Source organism: Methanoregula sp., assembly GCF_041645475.1.
GTDB lineage: Archaea > Halobacteriota > Methanomicrobia > Methanomicrobiales > Methanospirillaceae > Methanoregula.
Map to the genome: position 1 here is coordinate 30063 of NZ_JBAZQA010000007.1, position 18789 is coordinate 48851.

At 55.0% G+C, this 18789-nt stretch carries 24 protein-coding genes; 16 read left to right on the forward strand and 8 right to left on the reverse strand.

Translation table 11 applies throughout. The features are described 5' to 3' along the window. Positions 1-101 precede the first annotated feature (101 nt). From rpl7ae to WC598_RS07465, 12 genes are all read left to right on the forward strand, one after another. A complete protein-coding gene (gene rpl7ae / locus WC598_RS07410; protein WP_372960842.1) occupies positions 102-470 on the forward strand; it encodes a 50S ribosomal protein L7Ae in 369 nt (122 codons plus the stop codon). A 10-nt stretch (positions 471-480) separates the two neighbouring features. Then, complete coding sequence (locus WC598_RS07415) at positions 481-690, forward strand: 30S ribosomal protein S28e (RefSeq protein WP_372960843.1); 210 nt, start codon at positions 481-483, stop codon at positions 688-690. Positions 691-695: 5 nt separating this feature from the next. Further along, positions 696-887 carry a 50S ribosomal protein L24e gene (locus tag WC598_RS07420; protein ID WP_372960844.1) on the forward strand — a complete coding sequence of 64 codons (192 nt, stop codon included), beginning with the start codon at positions 696-698 and terminating at the stop codon, positions 885-887. Between the two features lie 8 nt (positions 888-895). Beyond that, positions 896-1348, forward strand: coding sequence for a nucleoside-diphosphate kinase (gene ndk, locus WC598_RS07425; protein ID WP_372960845.1), 453 nt, complete (start codon positions 896-898; stop codon positions 1346-1348). A gap of 63 nt (positions 1349-1411) precedes the next feature. Then, positions 1412-2062, forward strand: coding sequence for a MarC family protein (locus WC598_RS07430; protein ID WP_372960846.1), 651 nt, complete (start codon positions 1412-1414; stop codon positions 2060-2062). A gap of 1 nt (position 2063) precedes the next feature. Continuing rightward, a complete protein-coding gene (locus WC598_RS07435) occupies positions 2064-2267 on the forward strand; it encodes a hypothetical protein (RefSeq protein WP_372960847.1) in 204 nt (67 codons plus the stop codon). Beyond that, entirely contained in the window at positions 2236-3084 is an 849-nt protein-coding gene (locus WC598_RS07440) for a nitrilase-related carbon-nitrogen hydrolase (protein ID WP_372960848.1), read from the forward strand. Before WC598_RS07435 ends, WC598_RS07440 begins: the two co-directional genes overlap by 32 nt. 86 nt (positions 3085-3170) lie before the next feature. Further along, positions 3171-4376 (forward strand): threonine synthase, encoded by a 1206-nt coding sequence (gene thrC / locus WC598_RS07445; protein ID WP_372960849.1) that lies wholly within the window; start codon positions 3171-3173, stop codon positions 4374-4376. 23 nt (positions 4377-4399) lie between these two features. Beyond that, a complete protein-coding gene (locus WC598_RS07450; protein ID WP_372960850.1) occupies positions 4400-4948 on the forward strand; it encodes a DUF5803 family protein in 549 nt (182 codons plus the stop codon). 114 nt (positions 4949-5062) lie between these two features. Continuing rightward, complete coding sequence (locus WC598_RS07455; RefSeq protein WP_372960851.1) at positions 5063-5536, forward strand: redoxin domain-containing protein; 474 nt, start codon at positions 5063-5065, stop codon at positions 5534-5536. A gap of 300 nt (positions 5537-5836) precedes the next feature. Further along, positions 5837-6910, forward strand: coding sequence for a DUF5667 domain-containing protein (locus WC598_RS07460; RefSeq protein WP_372960852.1), 1074 nt, complete (start codon positions 5837-5839; stop codon positions 6908-6910). 94 nt (positions 6911-7004) lie between these two features. Then, positions 7005-7958: a helix-turn-helix transcriptional regulator gene (locus WC598_RS07465; protein ID WP_372960853.1), complete on the forward strand. Its 954-nt coding sequence runs from the start codon at positions 7005-7007 to the stop codon at positions 7956-7958. Positions 7959-7966: 8 nt separating this feature from the next. Here the strand turns inward: WC598_RS07465 and ruvB are convergent, their stop codons facing one another. From ruvB to WC598_RS07505, 8 genes are all read right to left on the reverse strand, one after another. Beyond that, positions 7967-8968 carry a Holliday junction branch migration DNA helicase RuvB gene (gene ruvB / locus WC598_RS07470; RefSeq protein ID WP_372960854.1) on the reverse strand — a complete coding sequence of 334 codons (1002 nt, stop codon included), beginning with the start codon at positions 8966-8968 and terminating at the stop codon, positions 7967-7969. A gap of 5 nt (positions 8969-8973) precedes the next feature. Then, complete coding sequence (gene ruvA / locus WC598_RS07475; RefSeq protein ID WP_372960855.1) at positions 8974-9570, reverse strand: Holliday junction branch migration protein RuvA; 597 nt, start codon at positions 9568-9570, stop codon at positions 8974-8976. A 4-nt stretch (positions 9571-9574) separates the two neighbouring features. Further along, a complete protein-coding gene (gene ruvC, locus WC598_RS07480; RefSeq protein ID WP_372960856.1) occupies positions 9575-10081 on the reverse strand; it encodes a crossover junction endodeoxyribonuclease RuvC in 507 nt (168 codons plus the stop codon). A gap of 64 nt (positions 10082-10145) precedes the next feature. Continuing rightward, positions 10146-10943 (reverse strand): hypothetical protein, encoded by a 798-nt coding sequence (locus WC598_RS07485; protein WP_372960857.1) that lies wholly within the window; start codon positions 10941-10943, stop codon positions 10146-10148. A gap of 147 nt (positions 10944-11090) precedes the next feature. Next, the gene (mch, locus tag WC598_RS07490) at positions 11091-12035 is read right to left on the reverse strand and encodes a methenyltetrahydromethanopterin cyclohydrolase (RefSeq protein WP_372960858.1); all 945 of its coding nucleotides are present in this window, start codon (positions 12033-12035) and stop codon (positions 11091-11093) included. A gap of 68 nt (positions 12036-12103) precedes the next feature. After that, positions 12104-13228, reverse strand: coding sequence for an ORC1-type DNA replication protein (locus tag WC598_RS07495; protein WP_372960859.1), 1125 nt, complete (start codon positions 13226-13228; stop codon positions 12104-12106). Positions 13229-13781: 553 nt separating this feature from the next. Beyond that, on the reverse strand, positions 13782-14936 hold the full coding sequence (locus tag WC598_RS07500) for a cofactor-independent phosphoglycerate mutase (protein ID WP_372960860.1): 1155 nt from the start codon (positions 14934-14936) through the stop codon (positions 13782-13784). A gap of 1 nt (position 14937) precedes the next feature. Then, the gene (locus WC598_RS07505; protein ID WP_372960861.1) at positions 14938-15873 is read right to left on the reverse strand and encodes an NAD-dependent epimerase/dehydratase family protein; all 936 of its coding nucleotides are present in this window, start codon (positions 15871-15873) and stop codon (positions 14938-14940) included. Positions 15874-15912: 39 nt separating this feature from the next. On the opposite strand from WC598_RS07505, the gene WC598_RS07510 reads away from it, so the two are divergent. The 4 genes from WC598_RS07510 to WC598_RS07525 are packed head-to-tail and all read left to right on the forward strand — an operon-like array spanning position 15913 to position 18789. Next, a complete protein-coding gene (locus WC598_RS07510; RefSeq protein ID WP_372960862.1) occupies positions 15913-16785 on the forward strand; it encodes a methanogenesis marker 12 protein in 873 nt (290 codons plus the stop codon). 43 nt (positions 16786-16828) lie between these two features. Beyond that, a complete protein-coding gene (locus tag WC598_RS07515) occupies positions 16829-17371 on the forward strand; it encodes a pyruvate ferredoxin oxidoreductase subunit gamma (RefSeq protein ID WP_372960863.1) in 543 nt (180 codons plus the stop codon). Beyond that, on the forward strand, positions 17371-17631 hold the full coding sequence (locus tag WC598_RS07520; RefSeq protein ID WP_372960864.1) for a 4Fe-4S binding protein: 261 nt from the start codon (positions 17371-17373) through the stop codon (positions 17629-17631). The genes WC598_RS07515 and WC598_RS07520 overlap by 1 nt, the downstream gene beginning before the upstream one ends. Continuing rightward, positions 17632-18789 carry a transketolase C-terminal domain-containing protein gene (locus WC598_RS07525; RefSeq protein WP_372960865.1) on the forward strand — a complete coding sequence of 386 codons (1158 nt, stop codon included), beginning with the start codon at positions 17632-17634 and terminating at the stop codon, positions 18787-18789.

Here is an 18789-nt window from a genome sequence, read left to right on the forward strand (position 1 = left end):
TTCACAAACATTTATTTCCGTACCTGTCGTAATAATATGGCTACATCATTGCATACTGATGAGTAATGAAGGAGCAATCAACTCCTGAATGAGGTGAATTTATGGCAAAAGGCTACGTTAAAACAGAGGCTCCAGAAGAGCTCCAGAACAAGGCGCTTGAGGCCCTTGAAGTTGCACGTGACACCGGGAAGATCAAGAAAGGATCCAACGAAGCAACAAAAGCCATCGAGCGCGGCATTGCAGCACTTGTGGTCATTGGTGCTGATGTGGAACCCGAAGAGATCGTGATGCACCTTGCTCCGCTCTGCGACGAGAAGAAGGTTCCCTATATCTTCATCAACAAGCAGAACGACATCGGCGCAGCCAGCGGTCTTGACGTTGGCTCAGCCGCTGCTGCAATTGTCAAACCCGGCAAGGCAAAAGAAACGATCGAAGACCTTGCAAAGCAGCTTGCCGCGCTGAAGGCGTGAGGATCGTATCATGGCAGACGATGCAACGCCAGCCGAAGTGATCGAGGTTATCGGCTCCACCGGCATGCACGGTGAGGCAATGCAGGTAAAATGCCGTATCCTCGATGGCAACAACAAGGGCCGGATCATCACCCGCAACACGGTGGGACCGATCCGCGAAGGAGACATTATCATGCTCCTTGAAACCGAGCGCGAAGCAAAGAAGATGTCGAGGCGGTGAGCAGGATGGTCGAACAGCATGTCTGCACGTTCTGCGGAGTCCAGCTTGAGCCGGGAACCGGCAAGATGTACATCCGTAAAGACGGCACCATCTTTTACTTCTGCAGCACCAAGTGCCAGAACAACTACAAACTCGGCAGAGTTCCCCGGCGGGTCCAGTGGACCAGCACCGGCAGGAAAGCACTGGGTAAGGAGTGAGCACTCGCATGGACCGCACATTCGTCATGATCAAGCCCGACGGCGTTCAGCGCGGTCTTGTGGGTGAGATCGTCTCAAGGCTTGAAGCAAAAGGTCTCAAACTCGTGGCAGCACGGTTTGAGATGCTGCCGGAGCCACGGGTGACAGACCAGTACAAGGAACACCTGTCAAAGCCGTTCTTCCCCTCCCTCAAGCAATACATCATGGGGGGGCCCGTCTTCCTCATGGTCTGGGAGGGCAGAGGTGTTGTTGCAATTGTCCGCAAGGTGATAGGTGCAACAAACCCGCAGGAAGCCGCACCCGGCACAATCCGGGGCGATTTCGGCATCGACATCGGCCGGAACGTGATCCACGCGTCAGACTCTCCCGAGAGTGCAGCCCGCGAGATTGCAATCCATTTCAAACAGAATGAACTTTCAACGTATACCCGGATTGACGAATCCGTGTTATACGAATACTAGATCTTTTTCTTTTCTCATTCCGACCATAATCTCTATCATCCTTCAAAAACGCACCTATCCTTCATGGCCGGAGAGGTCCTGAGTTTCACGCTGCTTGCCATCTCATCAATCATCATTATCATCAACCCGCTGGGTGCAACTCTTCTCTACGCGTCCCTGACAACGTCCCTTGAGCGGGAGGCCCGCGACATTATTGCCCGGGATGCCTGCCGTTTTGCCCTGCTCCTTCTCCTCACGGTCGCAATACTCGGGGCCTGGATCCTCCAGATATTCGGCATCAGCCTCGAGGCATTCCGGATTGCCGGAGGGATCCTCCTGTTTGGTATCGGCATGGAGATGGTTTATGCCAAAACGTCCCGGACAAAACTGACAGCAACAGAAAAATACGAGTCTCGGGATAACGAGGACGTTGCCCTCATGCCGCTCGCGATCCCCATGATCGCAGGGCCGGGTGCAATCACAACAACCATCGTCATGATGAACGAGGCAATCGTCATCTCCCTGCTTGCCATCGCCATCCTTTTCCTGTCCATAGCACTCTCCATCGGGATCACGTATTATATGATGAGGCATTCAGATTATATCATGAAAAGGTTCGGGCAGAGGGAATACCGGGCAATCAACCGGCTGATGGGCATGCTGCTCATCGCTATTGCCGTGCAGTTCGTCATCACCGGTATCAGAACGGCATTTCCCCTGCTTGGCGGAGGATAACATGGGAGACTGGGATCTTACATCGGTCGGACTGGTTCTTATCGGGAGCAGTATCACTGTTGCCGGTATCATTATTGCAGCAATGCTTCTCGGAATGCCTGTACCGCAGGCCCCTTTTCTCCTCCTGACAACCGCAATTCTGATCGTCATGAGTGCCGCAATCATCACCTATTATGATACCCAGAAAAAATCCGATCCCAAATAGCGAGGTTGCTATCGACGATGCGGTAGTCAGGGTATGCAGTGCCCAGATCAGCGGTTTCTTCGAAGAACCGGAAAAGACCCTCGAAAAGGCAGGTCTTTTCATCCGCCATGCAGCACAGTCCGGTGCATCGCTTATCTGCTTTCCGGAACAATTTGCCACCGGGTGGGATCCAAAATCGGATAAAAATACCGACACCCTTTTCGGCTACATTGTCTCCGCTCTCCAAAAAGCCGCGCGGAAAAATTCAATAGCTATCCTCGGCTCGTTTCGTGAGATCGCAGATCCCCGGCCAAAAAATACCGCGATTGTTATCGGCAGAGAAGGAGATATTCTGGCAACGTATGCCAAGATGCACCTCTTCTCACCAGCCGGGGAAGACCGGGCATTCTCTCCCGGGTCAGAGCTGGGCATTTTTCCTCTCGGCCCCCTGACCTGCGGGATCGCCATCTGTTACGATCTCCGCTTTCCCGAACTCTTTCGCATCTACGCACAGCATGGCGTGCAGGCAGTTTTTGTTCCGGCGGCCTGGCCGGAGAAGCGGATCCGGCACTGGGAACTTTTCCTAACAGCCAGGGCCTCTGAAAACCAGATGTATACGATCGGGGTGAACGCAACCGGTACGACCCCCATAGACACCTATTCCGGCTCATCCATGACAATCGATCCGCATGGAACCATCATTGCAAAAGCAAACAATGCCGAACAACTCCTCTTCTCGGATCTCAGGATTTCTGAAGTCCGGATGGCCCGGGAATCGTTTCCCGTTGAACGGGACCGGCGGGGCGCTCTCTACCCCACACTGGTAAAGCCAGAATAACAGGACATACATCCGACCTGAAACGGACCGTCTTGTAATCCCAAAAACCGCACGCCTATATGTATCTGGCCCGCCAATAAGATTGCATGTATCATCTCGCATGCGTTAATTGTGGTGCGACATATCCCGCTGATGAGATTCTCTATAACTGTAAAAAATGCGGTCACCTTCTCGCCGTGAAGTACCCGCTTGACGAGATCTCTGTTTCAAAGGCAACATGGAACAGCCGCCCGCTTTCGGTCTGGCGATACCGGGAACTGCTCCCGGTGAAGATCGATCCAGTCACGCTCCAGGAGGGTGGCACACCCCTCTATCACCTCAAGCGCATTGGGGATGAACTGGGACTTCCCCACCTGTATGCAAAACACGAGGGAATGAACCCCTCGGGTTCATTCAAGGATCGGGGCATGACCGTCGGGGTCTCGATGGCCATCCAGCTCGGGAAAAAGAGCGTTGCCTGCGCAAGTACCGGCAATACCTCCGCAAGCCTGGCGGTGTACGCGGCAAAGGCCGGTATCCCCGCCGTAGTCCTGCTGCCGGCAGGGAAAGTGGCGGTCGGCAAAGTAGCCCAGGCCCTGATGCACGGGGCAAAAGTCATCTCCATCCGGGGCAATTTCGACCGCGCTCTCGAGATGGTTCACGATCTCTGTCTCTCCCACGGCCTCTACCTCCTCAACTCCATCAACCCTTACCGGCTTGAAGGCCAGAAAACCATAGGGTTTGAGGCACTTGACCAGCTTGGCGAGATTCCGGACCGGTTTGTCCTCCCGGTCGGCAATGCCGGGAATATTTCAGCAGTTTACAAGGGATTCCTCGAATTGCAGGAGCTTGGGTTTATGGACCGCCTCCCCATGATGACCGGGATCCAGGCAGCAGGTTCCAGCCCGGTCGTACGTGCAATCCGTGAGAATCTCCCGGAAGTAATTCCTGATGAGAATCCCGAGACCATAGCAACTGCAATCAGGATCGGGGCACCGGTCAATGCGGAGAAAGCGCTCGTCGCAATCAGGAAGACCGGCGGGCTTGCGGAATCGGTGACCGATGAAGAGATCCTCCGTATGCAGCGGGATCTCGCCCGCATGGAGGGCATCGGTGTTGAACCCGCTTCCGCAGCATCGGTTGCAGGAATACGCAAGCTTGTTGAAAGTGGCATGATCGACCGGAACGAGAAGATCGTCTGTGTCGTGACCGGCCACCTGTTAAAAGATCCGGACTCGGTGATCAAACAATGCGAACCCCCAACAGAGATCAACGCAGATCTGCCTTCGCTGCTCTCTGCACTTCACTTGTAATCCTGCTGATCGCAATCCCGCCTGTGGGTGCGTTATCGGCGGATTACCAGATTTTTCCAAACGGCACTGCCTACCGGGCATCAGTAGATATTGCAGAAGTTTCCCGCTACGAGTTTGCGGAGACCGGTTTCATGGGCGAGAATGTGCCGGTTACCGTAGGAAATGTAAATTTATCCGGGAACTGTTCGCCCTGCAGTTACAACTGGTCCAGGCCATGGGGCCAGGTACCGGCAATCACCTTTCCCAAGGGAAATTATACCGTCACCTACATTGCACCCTTAAAGAATAACAATCTCCAGGCAACATTCACCAAGCCATACCTGGTCAATGTTTCAGTTCCTGCTGAATTTGATGTCCGGAACCCGCTGCTCGCCGGGATCAGTTCGGGAGCCAACGTTACCCGGCTGACAGATAACTCAACAACAATCTCGTGGAACAAATCCTACTCATTCGACCTGCGGTTTTATTCAAAAGGGCAAGAAGAGCTCCTGTACATGTTCCTGCAGTTCCTGGGGATCATTGCGCTTGTACTCCTCCTGCCGTTTATCATCGGCATGAGAAAACAGGGATAATCTCTCTTTTTTCAAAATGGTAACGACTCAAGGAATGGATCCGTCCGTTGTCGAGTTTCCCCGACCCAAAGGATGATGCCTTCACGCGATAAGAACACGTGTGATGGTGAACCGATGACAGTCAACGAAATGGTGCAGCCGGGCGATACGGCCAGGAATTTTTCGCTCAAGGACCAGAACGACCAGACGTTCGATCTCTATGAACACGCGAGCTCAAATGTGCTCTTATCCTTCCATCCGCTGGCATGGACAGAGTTTTGTGCAGCACAGATGCAGTCGCTTGAGACTAACCGGGAAATACTCACCTCTTTTGACTGTGTGCCGGTAGGGATCAGCGTGGACTCAAAACCCTGCAAAAAGGAATGGGCAAAGACTCTCGGCATCACTCACACCCGGCTCCTCTGCGATTTCTGGCCACACGGGGCAGTTGCGCAGAAGTACGGGATCTTCCGGGACGAGAACGGGTTCTCAGAACGGGCAAATATTATCGTGGATAAGAACCAGAAAATCGTCTTTATCAGGATCTACCCGGTCCATTCGGTGCCGGATATTACTGAAGTCATAGGGTTTCTGAAAAACCTGAAATGACGGGATCCAATCCTCGATGGAGGATCTGTACCTGTACTGCCAGGGATCTTGAGTTGGTTATTCGCGCGGTCACAGCTTTTTTTATCCGTGAGACATCAATCTCTCCGCATTTTTCCCGGAATTTTTTTTGCTCAAATCCGGCCCCGATTAAAAATCTGTACTATCATGAACGATTTTAAGCCATTCAGAACGCTCAGGACAATCGGATTTTCGCAAAGACATTCGCGACCATTAATGCACCCGGGTCCAAACGTGGGATAAGCGGCAGAATGCCAAATCACGAATAGCATGGAGAATTACATGATGAAAACAAGGAGTATTCTCGCATTTGGCCTGGTGGCCCTTACCTTGATCAGCAGTATAGGAATTACTGCGGCTGCATCGGTAAACCAGACGGACAGCCAGACAGCACCGGCAATTGATACCATAACCCCGTTTCGCGGAACTATCGGCCCGGATCATTCCCTGTACGGGATCAAGATAGCATTTGAGAATCTTGACGAATCTTTCACGGTTAATGAGAGCGAACGGCTGGAAAAGCAGGTCGCTCATGCCGATAACCGGCTCGCTGAACTGAAATTCGAGCTGGCAGAGAACAAGACAGACGCCGCAGACAGGGCTCTTGAATTATACCGGCAAAAACTCAACCAGACCGAAAACGTACTTGGGCAGTATGCACCAAACGGGACCGGGACAAAACCCGGGGCAGATGATCAGGGTCTGGAACACGCGCGGGAAATGATCCTGAAGCACCAGGGAGTCCTGATGGACCTCCTGAATGCACATCCGGATAACCCGGGACTCAGCCGGGCTTACAATAACAGCCTTGTACTGGAACAGAAATTTGAGAACAAACTGGAGCAGAGAACGGAAACCAGAAACAGGCAGATGTTCGGCCCGGATAACACGACCCTCATCCGTAAGGGAAACCCAGACTCTCCGCAGAACCGGACCCTTTCGCAGGACGAACTCCGTATCCACGACGAGGGGCTGGCGGAAAATAGTTCACGGCCGGACCCGGGCATGAGCCAGACAATTAATGCCAGTAATCCCGGGCGCAGCCAGAACAAGGGTGTACCACTGACCATAAACCAGACCGATGGCAGTCAGCAACAGTCCAACAAGGAAAAGACATTGCAGAACGGGCAGGGAAACACCAGGGACAACACCGGCAACAGTCAGAACAGTAATACCAATGACGATAATGCCGACAGGAATACCGGCAGCGGGAGCGGCAATACGGGGAGTCCCGGGAATGACCAGAATGGTAATGCCAATGGCAACAATGGTGGCGCAAATACCGGAACTACCCGGGACATTGCAAAACCCAACGGACAGGGTGGAGACAAAGACCTGAAGGTAAAGAACCGGTAAGCAGGGAAGCCTGCCTGCCAGAGATTCCGGGTACCAGAATCCCGGTTAAATATTTTTTATCGCAGCCATGATACTGATAACAGAAAGGTGCCCCATGACAAGCCAGACGCGAAGCAGGATGTTTGTTGGAGTGATTATTATCCTCCTCTGCATTCTTCCGGCAGTCTCGGCAGCATCAGTCCCGGAGTACTCCACCAGGTATACAATCACCTTACGGGAAGACGGCACCGCACTTTGGAACGTGGAGTACCGCACACCACTTACCACCGATGAGGATCTGGACAGTTTTTCAGAGTACGCCAGGGATCTCAATACCATCTACCTTCCCGAACTCAGGGATCTGATGCAGCATTCGGCCGCACAGGCCGCACTCGGAACCTCGCGACAGATGGAGGTGAACAACTTTACGGGTAACGCGGTTGTCCAGACATCCCCCACCGGAAAATTCGGACTTGTCACCTACACGTTTGCCTGGACTAACTTTGCAAGATCAGATGGCGGACTCTCTGCCGGCGATGCATTTGTCGGCGGCATGTATCTTGCAAAAGACAATACCCTCATCATCCGTTACCCGGGCGGATACACGGTTGCATCCGCTGAGCCGGCGCCGGATCAGACAAACAACGGTCTGATCTGGCACGGGCTCAGGGCATTCGGGCCGGGACAGCCCCAGGTCAGCCTGACGAAACCGGCATTTCCCTTATTCATTATAGTCTTCCTTCCGGTCATCGGGATCATTGCCATTGCGGCGTGTGTGATATACCGGAGAAGGAGCAAATTGCCGGGCCCGGATGATTCCGATGAGCCTGAAGAGTCATCCGTCGCCGTCCTTTCGGATGCAGACCTGTTCAGTCTTGAAGAGAAGATCACAAACCTCCTCGCTGCAAACGGCGGGGAGCACTACCAGTCCGGGATTGTAAAAGCTCTTGGTCTCCCAAAGTCCACCGTAAGTTCCGCCCTGAAATCTCTCCATGAGAAGGGAATCATCCAGAAAGTGAGAAAAGGCCGGGAAAACCTTATCCGCCTTGTACAGGATAACAAGGACTAATCCTCCTTTTAAATCAGGGTTCTCTGCGGATTCCTGAGGTGTTTTTTGGCGGCCGGAGTTACTTCCCGCCCCTGCGGGGTGCGCTTGACAAAACCGATCTGGATCAGGAACGGCTCGTACACATCCTCGATGGTCCGGACCTCTTCACCCACGGATATGGCAATAGTTTTCACCCCTACCGGACCGCCATCGAAATCATTTGCAATGACCGCTATGATGCGCCGGTCCAGTTCGTCCAGGCCGAGTTCATCGATCTGCATCATCCGGAGGGCGTTTGTCGTGATCTCCCGGGTGATGGTACCATCACCTTTCACGGTTGCATAATCCCTGACCCGCCGGAGCAGCCGGTTGACAATCCGGGGTGTGCCCCGGCTCCGCCGGGCAATCTCTTCAGCCCCATCAGGAGTTATCGGGATCTTCAGGATCAACGCGCTCCGGGTCACGATCCTGACAAGGTCTTCCGGGGAATAGAGATCGAGCCGCGAGATGATGCCGAAACGGTCCCGGAATGGTGCTCCGAGAAGGCCCTGCTTGGTCGTGGCCCCGATGAGCGTGAAATGCTCGAGATTGAGTTTTATCGACCGGGCGCTCGGACCTTCCCCGATCATCACATCAATGAAAAAGTCCTCCATTGCGGGATACAGTACTTCCTCGACAACAGGATTGATCCGGTGGATCTCATCGATAAACAGGATATCCCCGCGTTTTAACGGGGTCAGAAGTGCGGCGATATCGCCGGGTTTCTCCAGGACGGGACCGGTCGTTGCCCGGATAACGGCCCCCATCTCACGGGCGATGATATGCGCGAGTGTGGTCTTGCCGAGCCCCGGGGGACCGGAGAAGAGGATGTGATCCAGGGGTTCGCCGCGTTTTTGTGCCGCTTCGATTGCGATCTTCAGCGCATCCTTGACCTGAACCTGCCCGACAAACTCCTCAAGCCGTGCCGGGCGGATCGTCAGATCGTCGCCTTCATCCGGGACCTGATCCGGGGAAATGATCCGTTCTGCCATGGGGCCTACCGATCCTTAAGTCTGGCGAGTGCAGCCTTGATGAGATCCTGTACCGATGCGGATTTCGCACCGGGAGATGCATCCATGACGGCATCGCGGGATTCCTTCTCGGCAAAACCAAGCGATATGAGTGCACTGATTGCATCGTTGGCTGCAGGACTGCCCCGACCGGTCCCGCTTGCGGCAAGCACCTTGTTCACGCTCTTCATCTTGTCCCGGAGTTCAAGGATCAGCCGTTTGGCGCTCTTGGCCCCGATTCCGGAGATCCGGGTCAGGGCTTTTTCATCCTCATCGAGGATCGCGATGGCAAACTCCTCGATCCCAATCTGGGAGAGGAGGTTCATGGCAGTCTGCGGGCCGATACCGGAGACCCCGATAAGGATCCTGAACATCTCCAGTTCGCTCTGGTGGAGGAACCCGAAGAGCGTGATGGCATCCTCCCGGACCGCCATATGCGTAAACAGGGTTACGTTCTCGCGTGAGCGCACGAGTACAACGAGGGCCGGCTGGGTTACCTGTACCAGGTATCCGACGCCATGGACATCGATTACCACCCACCGGTCCCCGGTCTGAACAACGTCTCCCCGCAGCAGTGCAATCATGGTACTACCTCAGGATATGGATATGGCATAAGGCAATCGAAAGTGCATCCGCAGCATCATCGGGTTTTGGGATCTCGGCGAGATGGAGAAGACGCATGATCATCTCCTGCATCTGGCGCTTGTCGGCACGGCCTGAACCGGTGATCGCCTGCTTGACCTGGTTCGGCGTATATTCCGTGATCTCGATCTTCCTCTTCTCTGCCGCCAGGAGAACAACACCCCTCACCTCGCTGACACTCATGGCCGAAGTGATGTTGTTGGTAAAGAATAATTTCTCGATGGACAGGTGAGCGGGAGAGTATTTCTCGAAGAGGGCTTCCACCGCATCGGATATCTGCAGGAGACGTTCGGACGCCCGGGCGTTTTTACCGGAAGTCTCGATACACCCGTACGCAACCGGCTGGATCGTACCATTTTCGCTGCTGATAACCCCGTATCCAAGCCGCGCCAGCCCGGGGTCTATGCCGATAACGATCATAGTGCAGGTAACTCCGGATCTGATATTGGTCATGGGAGTATTTTACCCAAAGGGGCTGGCTGTGAAAGTGAACGGGCCCGGATTTTTAGAGAAATGATTATTTATTATATCGTGCGCAGACGATCGTCGGATCCATGGTCCCGGGACTGCTCATGTTACCTCCCTGCCAGTTGAGCCCGACCGGGTTCCCCCCTGCATCCACCAGCATTCCGAGGATACCTGAACCAAGGCCGTATTTATAGGATTTCGCGGCACGGGAATCGTCAGCATGCACACCATCGGAGTCGAAAATCCTGACCAGCACTTCGTCAGTCCGGGCTGGATTCACATACGGCGTACCGGCAATGATCCACATATGACCAACGCTATCCGGGGTAATTTTCTGCCAGAGGCAGATATCCCCGGGCTTAAGATCCACCGGACGGGCTACTCGGGACCACCCCTCCGGGTTGGGAGTCGGGCCAAGATTTCGGAAATACCTGCCATAGACCGCGAGCTCCGGTCGCTCGTACCCATGCCCCGCAGATTTGAATGCTTCAGGCGCTCCCTGCTGGAGCACATAATCGACAAAACCGAGGCAGTCGAACCGGTAGATGCCTTTTGATTCGTTCACATATGTCGTGTGCACATATTCGGTGGATTTCATATTGCTGAAGATCCGGTAGGCTTCACGCCAGACTGAGCTCGAGGAGTTCACCAGCGCCAGCTGTTCGGTAACGCCCGGGGATACCGCGTGGACAGGTGTTTGGGAAACACGGACAGAGTTTACGGGTTCTGCAGGGGGATTCAGTGCGCCGGACTGCTCCCCGGCGGGTGCCGGGGAAGTACAGCCTGCCCAGAAAACGATGATGACCAGGAATACCAGTGCAGCACAGAGAGTAACGGGCCGGACCATGAAACAGGATCAATCCGGGAACTATATTACCCCTTGGAACCGTTCCGCTGAAGACGGCGTTTATCGTCAGGTATACCAGACACGGGATCACCACCAGTCAGGCAAAGAATTGTAAAAAGTGGTTATGGGATGAAAAAATGAAAAAAATTACTGAAGCCCGAAGGACTTCAGGGTCACATCGGTGTTGACTGCACCGACATGGTAGACCGAGCCTGTGGACAGTTCGTTGATGATGACTTCTGCCGGCGAGAAGAGCGCGGTGTCGATCTTGTAGAAGTCGTAGCCTGCTTCCTTGAAGATGTCGTTGAACGGCTTGCCGTATCCCTTGGATTTGTTGCTCGGGATCCTGTCGAGATAGTCCTTGATCTCGGGGGCATTCATAGTGAGGTTGATCCGCCCGTGGTAGATGGTGGCGTCGTTTGTCACGCCCATGGCGAGCTTTGCACCCCTGACCGGCGGAATCGGTGCGGTACCGATAGCGGCAATAATCTTCTTGGTGTCAAACCCGAGCTCGTTGAGCTTGTAGATTGCGGTCTCGACACAGCGCCCTGACACCTGGATGGAACCGACCATGGAGGAGGTTGGTGCAACGACAGCGCAGACATTGGCAACATCGATATGGCATTCCTCTGCTACCTTCTCCATGACTTCGGCATTGGGGAGGTGGTCGCTCTCAAGACAGATGACGGCACAGTCGTAGTCGTCCTCGTACTCGATGACCTCGAAGGTGTGCTTCGGCTTTAAGGAGAGCGCCCGGGCCGGGCCGCTGCCCATTGCAAAGTAGTTGCCGACCTTGACCGTCCAGCCGGCCTTCTGCGCACCAAGGCACGCAATGGACGGGAAGTCCGTGTTGACGTCGATGAACGGCATCGGGAAGTCCTTGATCTGCCCCATGCGGAAGTTGACTTCGCCAAGGCCGCCCATGCAGATCTCGGTAAATGCCCGGCCTGCCGCGTAGCCACCGCGAACGCTCACACCACAGTCAACAATGCGTGCACCATTATCGAGTTCATGGTATGCGCAGTTGAATTCCTCTGCCAAATCTGCCAGATTATCAAAAATCTCCAGTGCCAGTTCGTTAACACTTAACATTATGACTAACCCCTGTATCATAAAAGAGGGGTTCCGGAATAGATAATATTTTTCAAAAAAACAGCAGATCAGGAAAGATAGTCAAGAACTTTTACCGGGTCATAGCGGAGCGTGATGATCCGCGTCCGTCCCTTCCCTTCCCGGTACTGGAGATTGACAAGGCGCATGGCATCCATCTTCTTGACGATCTCGTAGAACCGGGTATACCCGATCGCCATCGACTCCTTGAGGGTTTTGTACACGTCCCCGGCATTCATCTCCTGGTCCTTTGAGCTGCGTTCGGCCAGGAACCGGAGGATCTGACGCTCCTCGTCCTTGAGAGTCTTTACGGTATAATTCAGGTGGAGGTATTTCGAGATCTCGTAAGCCCCGCAGATATCCTCCCGCTCGATACTGCGCCGGGCAGCCCGTTCCGCGGAGAGCGTGGCCCGCTTGAGAAGATCGATTCCAACCCGGAGATCCCCGCTTTTTAAGGTCTGCTCCACGACAAGGTCGAGAAGGGCATCGGAGAGGACACCGGTAAAAAGACCCTGCATGACGCGGGCTTTCATGATCTCGTGGACTTCGGCATCCGCGTACGGTGGGAAATAGAGTTCGGTCGGGCGGAAGACGGAGGCAACGCGGGCATCCAGTGCCCGGGTGAGATCCACGTCCATGTCACTGATGATGACGATCACACCAATCCGCGTGCCCTCGTAGGTCTCGTGGGAGCGGAGCAGCGTGTAAAGGACTTTGTTGATCTCGTTCTCGTAGAGGAGATAATTTGCATCGTCGAGGGCGACCAGCAGCACAATCTCATCTTTGATGAGGATGCGGGCAACTGCGTCGAAAACCTGCTTGAAGGAAGTCCCCGATGAGGGGGGAAGATGCCCGACCAGTTTCCGGTAGATCTGGGAGACAATCGCAAATTTGGTATTGTCGATCTGGCAGTTGATATAGACCGGCACGAGCTTCTTCGTGGTCTCTTCAATCTCCTGGAAGACTTTTTTTATGCTCGTCGTCTTGCCCGTGCCGGGCAGGCCCTTGCAGACGGTGTTGAGCGGCCGGCCGCCCCGTATGCCGGGCTTTATCTGGAATGCCAGTTCCTGCATCTGGCTGTCGCGGAACTCGAACTGCTCGGGCAGGTAATCGATCTCGAGGACTTCGGGGTCGCGGAAGAGGGTCTCATCCCACATCAGCAGGTTCTTCTTCATCTCACTACACCTCTCATGTGATTGGTATTAACTGCATTGGATTTTTGTTGTTTGTTCTAAAAAGGAGAAACCATTTTTCAATTGATCTCATGGGGGTCAGGGCCCCTCCGGAAAAAACGGGGTGGGGGGGTCAGAGCGTTTCAGAAAAATGAAGGTGGGGGGGTCCCCCGCAGACCCCCCGCCTCAAATGTGAGAACCCCGCCTTTTCGCGCAGGCACCCGCATACCATTTTCAGGGAACTTCCGACGTCAACACCTCAACACACGGATTACCCAAAAATGAGTGGGGAGGTCTCCCAAGGGTAACGGGGAGGGGGGTTGCCGGCATACCCCCCCATCTACTGGGTGGGGGGGGGTCCATGCGAAATAAAAAATAGAGGGAGGGGGGGTCACCCCCCATTCATTCCACCGGGATTTTTCACGCAGGCATCTGACCAGACAAATCTATATTGTCCGGCAAACGAAACAAAAGACGAAGTGTGGCAGATGATGAAAGTTACCCCCACTGAAGTGGTGATGACGCAGGGGTCTGATGCCGCACCTGTTCTGTCTCTTCACGAGAAGAGATAATCCAGGAAATCCGTTGCGTTTTTCGTTCCTGCACTTCCCAGCCGTGCATCCTTCTCGGAATAGACTGTTGTCTTTCCGTCAGTTCCTTTCCCCCAGACCGCAAAGGGAACCGGGTCGCGGGAATGGGTCTTGATCCGGATCGGCGTGGGATGATCGGGCAGCACGGCCACGACACCCTCGAACTCGTCAAGGATCGTGCCCACCACCCCGTCCACGTTCTCGATCGCCCTCACTTTCTCCACAACGCTTCCCATGTGCCCGGCCTCATCCGGGGCCTCGATATGGAGGTACACGAAATCGAGGTGCCGGATCGCATCAAGGGCATACCGGGCTTTCGCGTTATAATCGGTATCAAGGTAGCCGGTTGCACCCGGCACCGTGATCACTTCCATCCCTGCACAGCGGCCAATCCCGTTGAGGAGATCCACGGCAGAGATGATCCCGCCTTTTTTCCGGTACTTCTTCTCAAACGAGGGAAAAGCAGGCTTATGCCCCCCGCTCCACGGCCAGATCCCTGTTGCCGGGCGCTTCCCGGCTTTGATCCGCGCACCATTGACCGGGTGGTTATCGAAGACCTTCCGGCTTGTCTCCATGCAGTGGTGGAGGAGCTCGGCATCGCCACCTTCGGGAAGGAACGAGGCGATACCCTGCCCCACGATATCATGAGGGGGCGTGGTAGCTGCACCTTTTCCTCCGTGGACCACGAGCAGGTTGCGGTAACTGACCCCGGCCCGAACCATGACTTCGGGAAGCGCCTGCTGAAGCGAGGCGAAAAGGTCTGATCCTTCGGCACTGGAGATATGCCCCGCCGAGAAGTCCGCCATGCGGTTCTCTGCGATCGTGACAAGGTTGCAGCGGTACGCAACATCGTCCGGGGCAAGATCGACTCCCATACTCAGGGCTTCAAGCGGGCCGCGGCCGGTATAGTATTTCTCCGGGGCATAGCCGATGACGGCCATGTTGGCGATATCGCTGCCCGGCTCAAAGCCGTCGGGGATGGTCTTAAGCATCCCGCAGGTACCCTCGCGGGCCATCCGGTCCATGTTCGGGGTCTTTGCATATTCAAGCGGGGTCTTGTTGCCCAGTTCTGCAATCGGCTCGTCCGCCATGCCATCGGAAAGAACAACGATATATTTCATCCTACTGTCCCTCAAGTGCTGCCCGCACGGCAATCCGGACGCTCTCCCGGGATCCAAGCCGGGGTTTCCAGCCAAGGCCCTTGATCCGGTCGACTGCAAGCTGCATCTTCGGCACATCGCCGACCCATCCCAGCGCACCCCCGGTAAAGCGGTATTTCACACCGGGGAGATGCATCTCTTCAACAAGGATGTCGGCTATGCTCCGGACATCGATCCAGTCCTCGGAGCCGATATTGAAGATATTCACCGGGTTCTTCGAATGTGCCATAGCAAAATGCATGGCTTCCACGCACTCGTGCACTTCGAGATAGGACTTGGTCTGCTTGCCGTCCCCGAGAATCTCCAGTTCTTTTTGGTTTTCCTTTAGTTTCCGGACAAAGTCGGTGATAACACCGTGGCCGCTCCGGGCGCCGATGATATTGGCAAACCGGAACTGCCAGGACTTCATACCAAACGAATGGCAGTATGCGGAGATGAGGGCCTCGCAGGCGAGCTTGCTCCCGCCATAGACGGAGACTGGCTCAAGTGGAGTATAGTTTTCCGGGGTCGGGATGACCGTTGCATTCCCGTAGACCGTTGAGGTGGAGGTAAAGACCAGGTTGAGAATGCCATGAATTCGCATAGCTTCGAGCACGCGGTACGTTGCAGCAATATTGTTCCGGAATGTGGGCTCGGGCGTCATGGCACTCTGCCGCACATCCGGGTCCGCGGCCAGGTGGTACACGCACCCGGCCCCTTTGAGCGAATCCTGCCATCCATCCGTGAGAAGATCCATTTGCAGGATCCTTACCCTGCCGGACGCAAGGTGTCCCGCAATCGTCACCTGTTTCCCGGCACAGAGCGAGTCGATGACCAGAACATCACGGCCCCGCGCGACAAGGGAGTCCACAAGGTGGGAACCGATGAATCCGGCCCCGCCTGTCACCACATCAAACATCAATACCTAATATGTCACCCATGCTATAGGATTACTGCTATGTTTATCGGGATAGATCACGGCACTTCAGCAATGCGGTTTGCCGGCGGAAATGGCGAATTCAAGATCTCGCGCGAAGCGGCAAAGGAGTTTGTCATTGCCGATCTTGCCCGCATCTGCCCCCTGGACGACATTGAGGGAATCGCCGTCTGCTATTCCATGGGAGACAACTTCTCGAAGATCACCCGGATCGGAAAACTCGCCAACCGTGGCCTCGTCAGCCGTGAAGGTGCAGGAAAACATATTGGCGGCGGAACGAGGGTTTACGACGAAGTTGCTGCGAGCGGGATTCCGGCAATCGTCATCCCCGGACTCCACCGGGGCTCTCCCACCGACCCGCGTTTCAAGGTCTATTCCCACCAGACAAGCCCGGAGAAGATCGGCATTGCCTACGAAATCTGCGAAACGCTCGGGGAAGATGCGATCATATCGGATGTCAGCTCCAACACGGTCTCGCTCCTTGTCACCAGGGGAAAACTGGTTGGTGCGTTCGATGCGTGCATCTTTGCGCCGGGCACACATCACGGGGCCCTGGACGTGGATGCCATCCGCAGGATTGATGCCGGGGAATGCACGGCAAACGAGGCATTCCAGCATGCGGGGGTGAATTTCTCGCTGCCCGAAGAGGAGAGGCTGCCGGCCGTTGCCCTGTTTGCAGCAATGGAGTGCGCTGCGCTGCGCCTCCTCAATCCCCGCGCTCCCATTGCACTTGCAGGCAGCCTTGCACCAAAAATCGCCCGGGAAGTTGAGTCGCTTTTAGGCTGCCCTGTGGCAGTTTACGATGAATGGTGTGCTTCACGGGGTTTATTCAAAATTGCCCGCGATGTATTTTTGGGGAAAGATACGATCCTTGGTCTCGATACAGATCTCTAGATTTATATTGATTTATCATGTAAAATTATCTAGGGTTTTTTCCTTGAGAGAACTACGTATCCACGGCAGGGGTGGCCAGGGGTCAGTCACTGCTGCCGAGCTAATTGCTGTCGCTGCCTTCCAGGGCGGCGTCTTTGCCCAGGCATTCCCTGCGTTTGGCGTTGAGCGGCGCGGGGCACCGGTTCAGGCTTTTGTCCGGTTCGATGACAGGAAGATCCGGCTCCGCAGCCAGGTGTATGAGCCGGATTACATCATTGTCCAGGACAGTACCTTAATCAAGGATGTGAATGTTTTTCAGGGTGTCAGGCAGGGGGGCATCGTCATCGTCAACACCGAGAAGAAACCGGACTACAAGGTTCCGGATGGCGTGAAACTCATCACGATCGATGCCACGACCATCGCCCTCAAGGCAATCGGTCTCCCGATCACCAACACAACCCTCATGGGAGCGTTCGCAGCAGCATCCGGCGAGATCCAGTTCGCGGCACTCGAGAATGCACTCAAGCACCGTTTCCCCGGCGAACTGGCAACCAGGAACATTGCTGCTGCAAAGATCGCTTTCGATACGGTCAAGGGGGCAGCATAATGGCACTCGCTGTTGGCTGCCGGGCACGGCCCGGGAAATCACGGGACAACAAGACCGGTTCATGGCGGGTATTCAAGCCAATCTTCGACCATGAGAAATGCTCGAAGTGCGGGATGTGCAGAACACTCTGCCCCGAAGGGTGCATCAGCGAGGATGCCGGGGGATTTTTTGACCCCGACTTTGCCTACTGTAAAGGCTGCGGGATCTGCGCTACCGAATGTCCCAAAGAAGCAATAACCATGAAAAAGGAGGAAAAGTAAATGATGGAAATTACCGAAGGGTCATTCGCGGTTGCGGAAGCGGTCCGTCTCTGCCGCCCGCAGGTGGTCTCGGCGTACCCGATCACCCCCCAGACCCATATCGTCGAGGCACTGGCCGATTTTGTTGCAAACGGCACACTCGATGCAGAATATATCACGGTCGAGAACGAGCTCTCGGCACTCTCGGCCTGTGTTGGTGCAAGCGCAGCCGGTTCAAGGACCTACTCCGCAACCACCTCGCAGGGCCTGATGCTGATGGCCGAAGTCGTCTTCAATGCAGCGGGCATGCGCCTCCCGATCGTCATGTCCATCGCCAACCGGGCCATGGGTGCTCCGCTCTCGATCTGGAATGACATGCAGGACTCCATATCCCTGCGCGATGCCGGCTGGCTTCATTTCTATGCCGAGGACAACCAGGAGGCAACCGACCTTCACTTCCTTGCATACAAAGTAGCAGAAGATCCTTCTATCCAGCTCCCCGTATTTGTCTGTTTTGACGGGTTCATCCTCTCGCACACCTACGAGCCGGTTGACATCCTCTCCCAGGAGCAGGCCGACAGGTTCCTGCCCGCGTTCAACCCTGCCGACAAACTGGATGCTAAAGACCCCATGAGCTTCGGCATGTATGCCACCCCGGATTATTATCTCGAGTTCCGGTACGAGATGGACGAGGCCCAGAAACGGGCAAAGGACGCAATCGCAAAATACGGAAAAGAGTTCGGCACGCTCTTTGGAAGGGACTACAGTGCCTTTATCGAAACGTACCGCCTGGACGACGCGGAAACGGCAATCGTTGCCATGGGCTCCATGTGTGGGACCGTCAAAGATGCTATCGATGAGATGCGAGCTGCCGGTAAGAAAGTCGGTCTCCTGCGGATCCGGGTCTTCCGGCCGTTCCCCATAGAGGAGGTTGCAAAGGCACTCGCTCATGTAAAGCGGGTTGCCGTGCTGGACAAGAACGTCTCCCTCGGTTCCCGTGGAGGCGCAACCGCAATCGAGGTCCGGGATGCAATGTACGGGTCCGCAATCCCGGTGAAGGGCTACATCCTCGGCCTCGGCGGCAGGGACATCCGGAAGAAGGATATCAGGGAGATTGTTTCGCTATCGGAGAAAGGGATAGGCGACCAGTTCTTCGGTCTTAAGAAGGAGTTGATCTGA

Excerpts from the sequence above, each read along its gene's own strand:
- rpl7ae (WP_372960842.1), top strand. The coding sequence starts at position 102 with ATGGCAAAAGGCTACGTTAAAACAGAGGCTCCAGAAGAGCTCCAGAAC.
- WC598_RS07415 (WP_372960843.1), top strand. The coding sequence starts at position 481 with ATGGCAGACGATGCAACGCCAGCCGAAGTGATCGAGGTTATCGGCTCC.
- WC598_RS07420 (WP_372960844.1), top strand. The coding sequence starts at position 696 with ATGGTCGAACAGCATGTCTGCACGTTCTGCGGAGTCCAGCTTGAGCCG.
- ndk (WP_372960845.1), top strand. The coding sequence starts at position 896 with ATGGACCGCACATTCGTCATGATCAAGCCCGACGGCGTTCAGCGCGGT.
- WC598_RS07430 (WP_372960846.1), top strand. The coding sequence starts at position 1,412 with ATGGCCGGAGAGGTCCTGAGTTTCACGCTGCTTGCCATCTCATCAATC.
- WC598_RS07435 (WP_372960847.1), top strand. The coding sequence starts at position 2,064 with ATGGGAGACTGGGATCTTACATCGGTCGGACTGGTTCTTATCGGGAGC.
- WC598_RS07440 (WP_372960848.1), top strand. The coding sequence starts at position 2,236 with ATGATACCCAGAAAAAATCCGATCCCAAATAGCGAGGTTGCTATCGAC.
- thrC (WP_372960849.1), top strand. The coding sequence starts at position 3,171 with ATGTATCATCTCGCATGCGTTAATTGTGGTGCGACATATCCCGCTGAT.
- WC598_RS07455 (WP_372960851.1), top strand. The coding sequence starts at position 5,063 with ATGACAGTCAACGAAATGGTGCAGCCGGGCGATACGGCCAGGAATTTT.
- WC598_RS07460 (WP_372960852.1), top strand. The coding sequence starts at position 5,837 with ATGATGAAAACAAGGAGTATTCTCGCATTTGGCCTGGTGGCCCTTACC.
- WC598_RS07465 (WP_372960853.1), top strand. The coding sequence starts at position 7,005 with ATGACAAGCCAGACGCGAAGCAGGATGTTTGTTGGAGTGATTATTATC.
- ruvB (WP_372960854.1), bottom strand. The coding sequence starts at position 8,968 with ATGGCAGAACGGATCATTTCCCCGGATCAGGTCCCGGATGAAGGCGAC.
- ruvA (WP_372960855.1), bottom strand. The coding sequence starts at position 9,570 with ATGATTGCACTGCTGCGGGGAGACGTTGTTCAGACCGGGGACCGGTGG.
- ruvC (WP_372960856.1), bottom strand. The coding sequence starts at position 10,081 with ATGACCAATATCAGATCCGGAGTTACCTGCACTATGATCGTTATCGGC.
- WC598_RS07485 (WP_372960857.1), bottom strand. The coding sequence starts at position 10,943 with ATGGTCCGGCCCGTTACTCTCTGTGCTGCACTGGTATTCCTGGTCATC.
- mch (WP_372960858.1), bottom strand. The coding sequence starts at position 12,035 with ATGTTAAGTGTTAACGAACTGGCACTGGAGATTTTTGATAATCTGGCA.
- WC598_RS07495 (WP_372960859.1), bottom strand. The coding sequence starts at position 13,228 with ATGAAGAAGAACCTGCTGATGTGGGATGAGACCCTCTTCCGCGACCCC.
- WC598_RS07500 (WP_372960860.1), bottom strand. The coding sequence starts at position 14,936 with ATGAAATATATCGTTGTTCTTTCCGATGGCATGGCGGACGAGCCGATT.
- WC598_RS07505 (WP_372960861.1), bottom strand. The coding sequence starts at position 15,873 with ATGTTTGATGTGGTGACAGGCGGGGCCGGATTCATCGGTTCCCACCTT.
- WC598_RS07510 (WP_372960862.1), top strand. The coding sequence starts at position 15,913 with ATGTTTATCGGGATAGATCACGGCACTTCAGCAATGCGGTTTGCCGGC.
- WC598_RS07520 (WP_372960864.1), top strand. The coding sequence starts at position 17,371 with ATGGCACTCGCTGTTGGCTGCCGGGCACGGCCCGGGAAATCACGGGAC.
- WC598_RS07525 (WP_372960865.1), top strand. The coding sequence starts at position 17,632 with ATGATGGAAATTACCGAAGGGTCATTCGCGGTTGCGGAAGCGGTCCGT.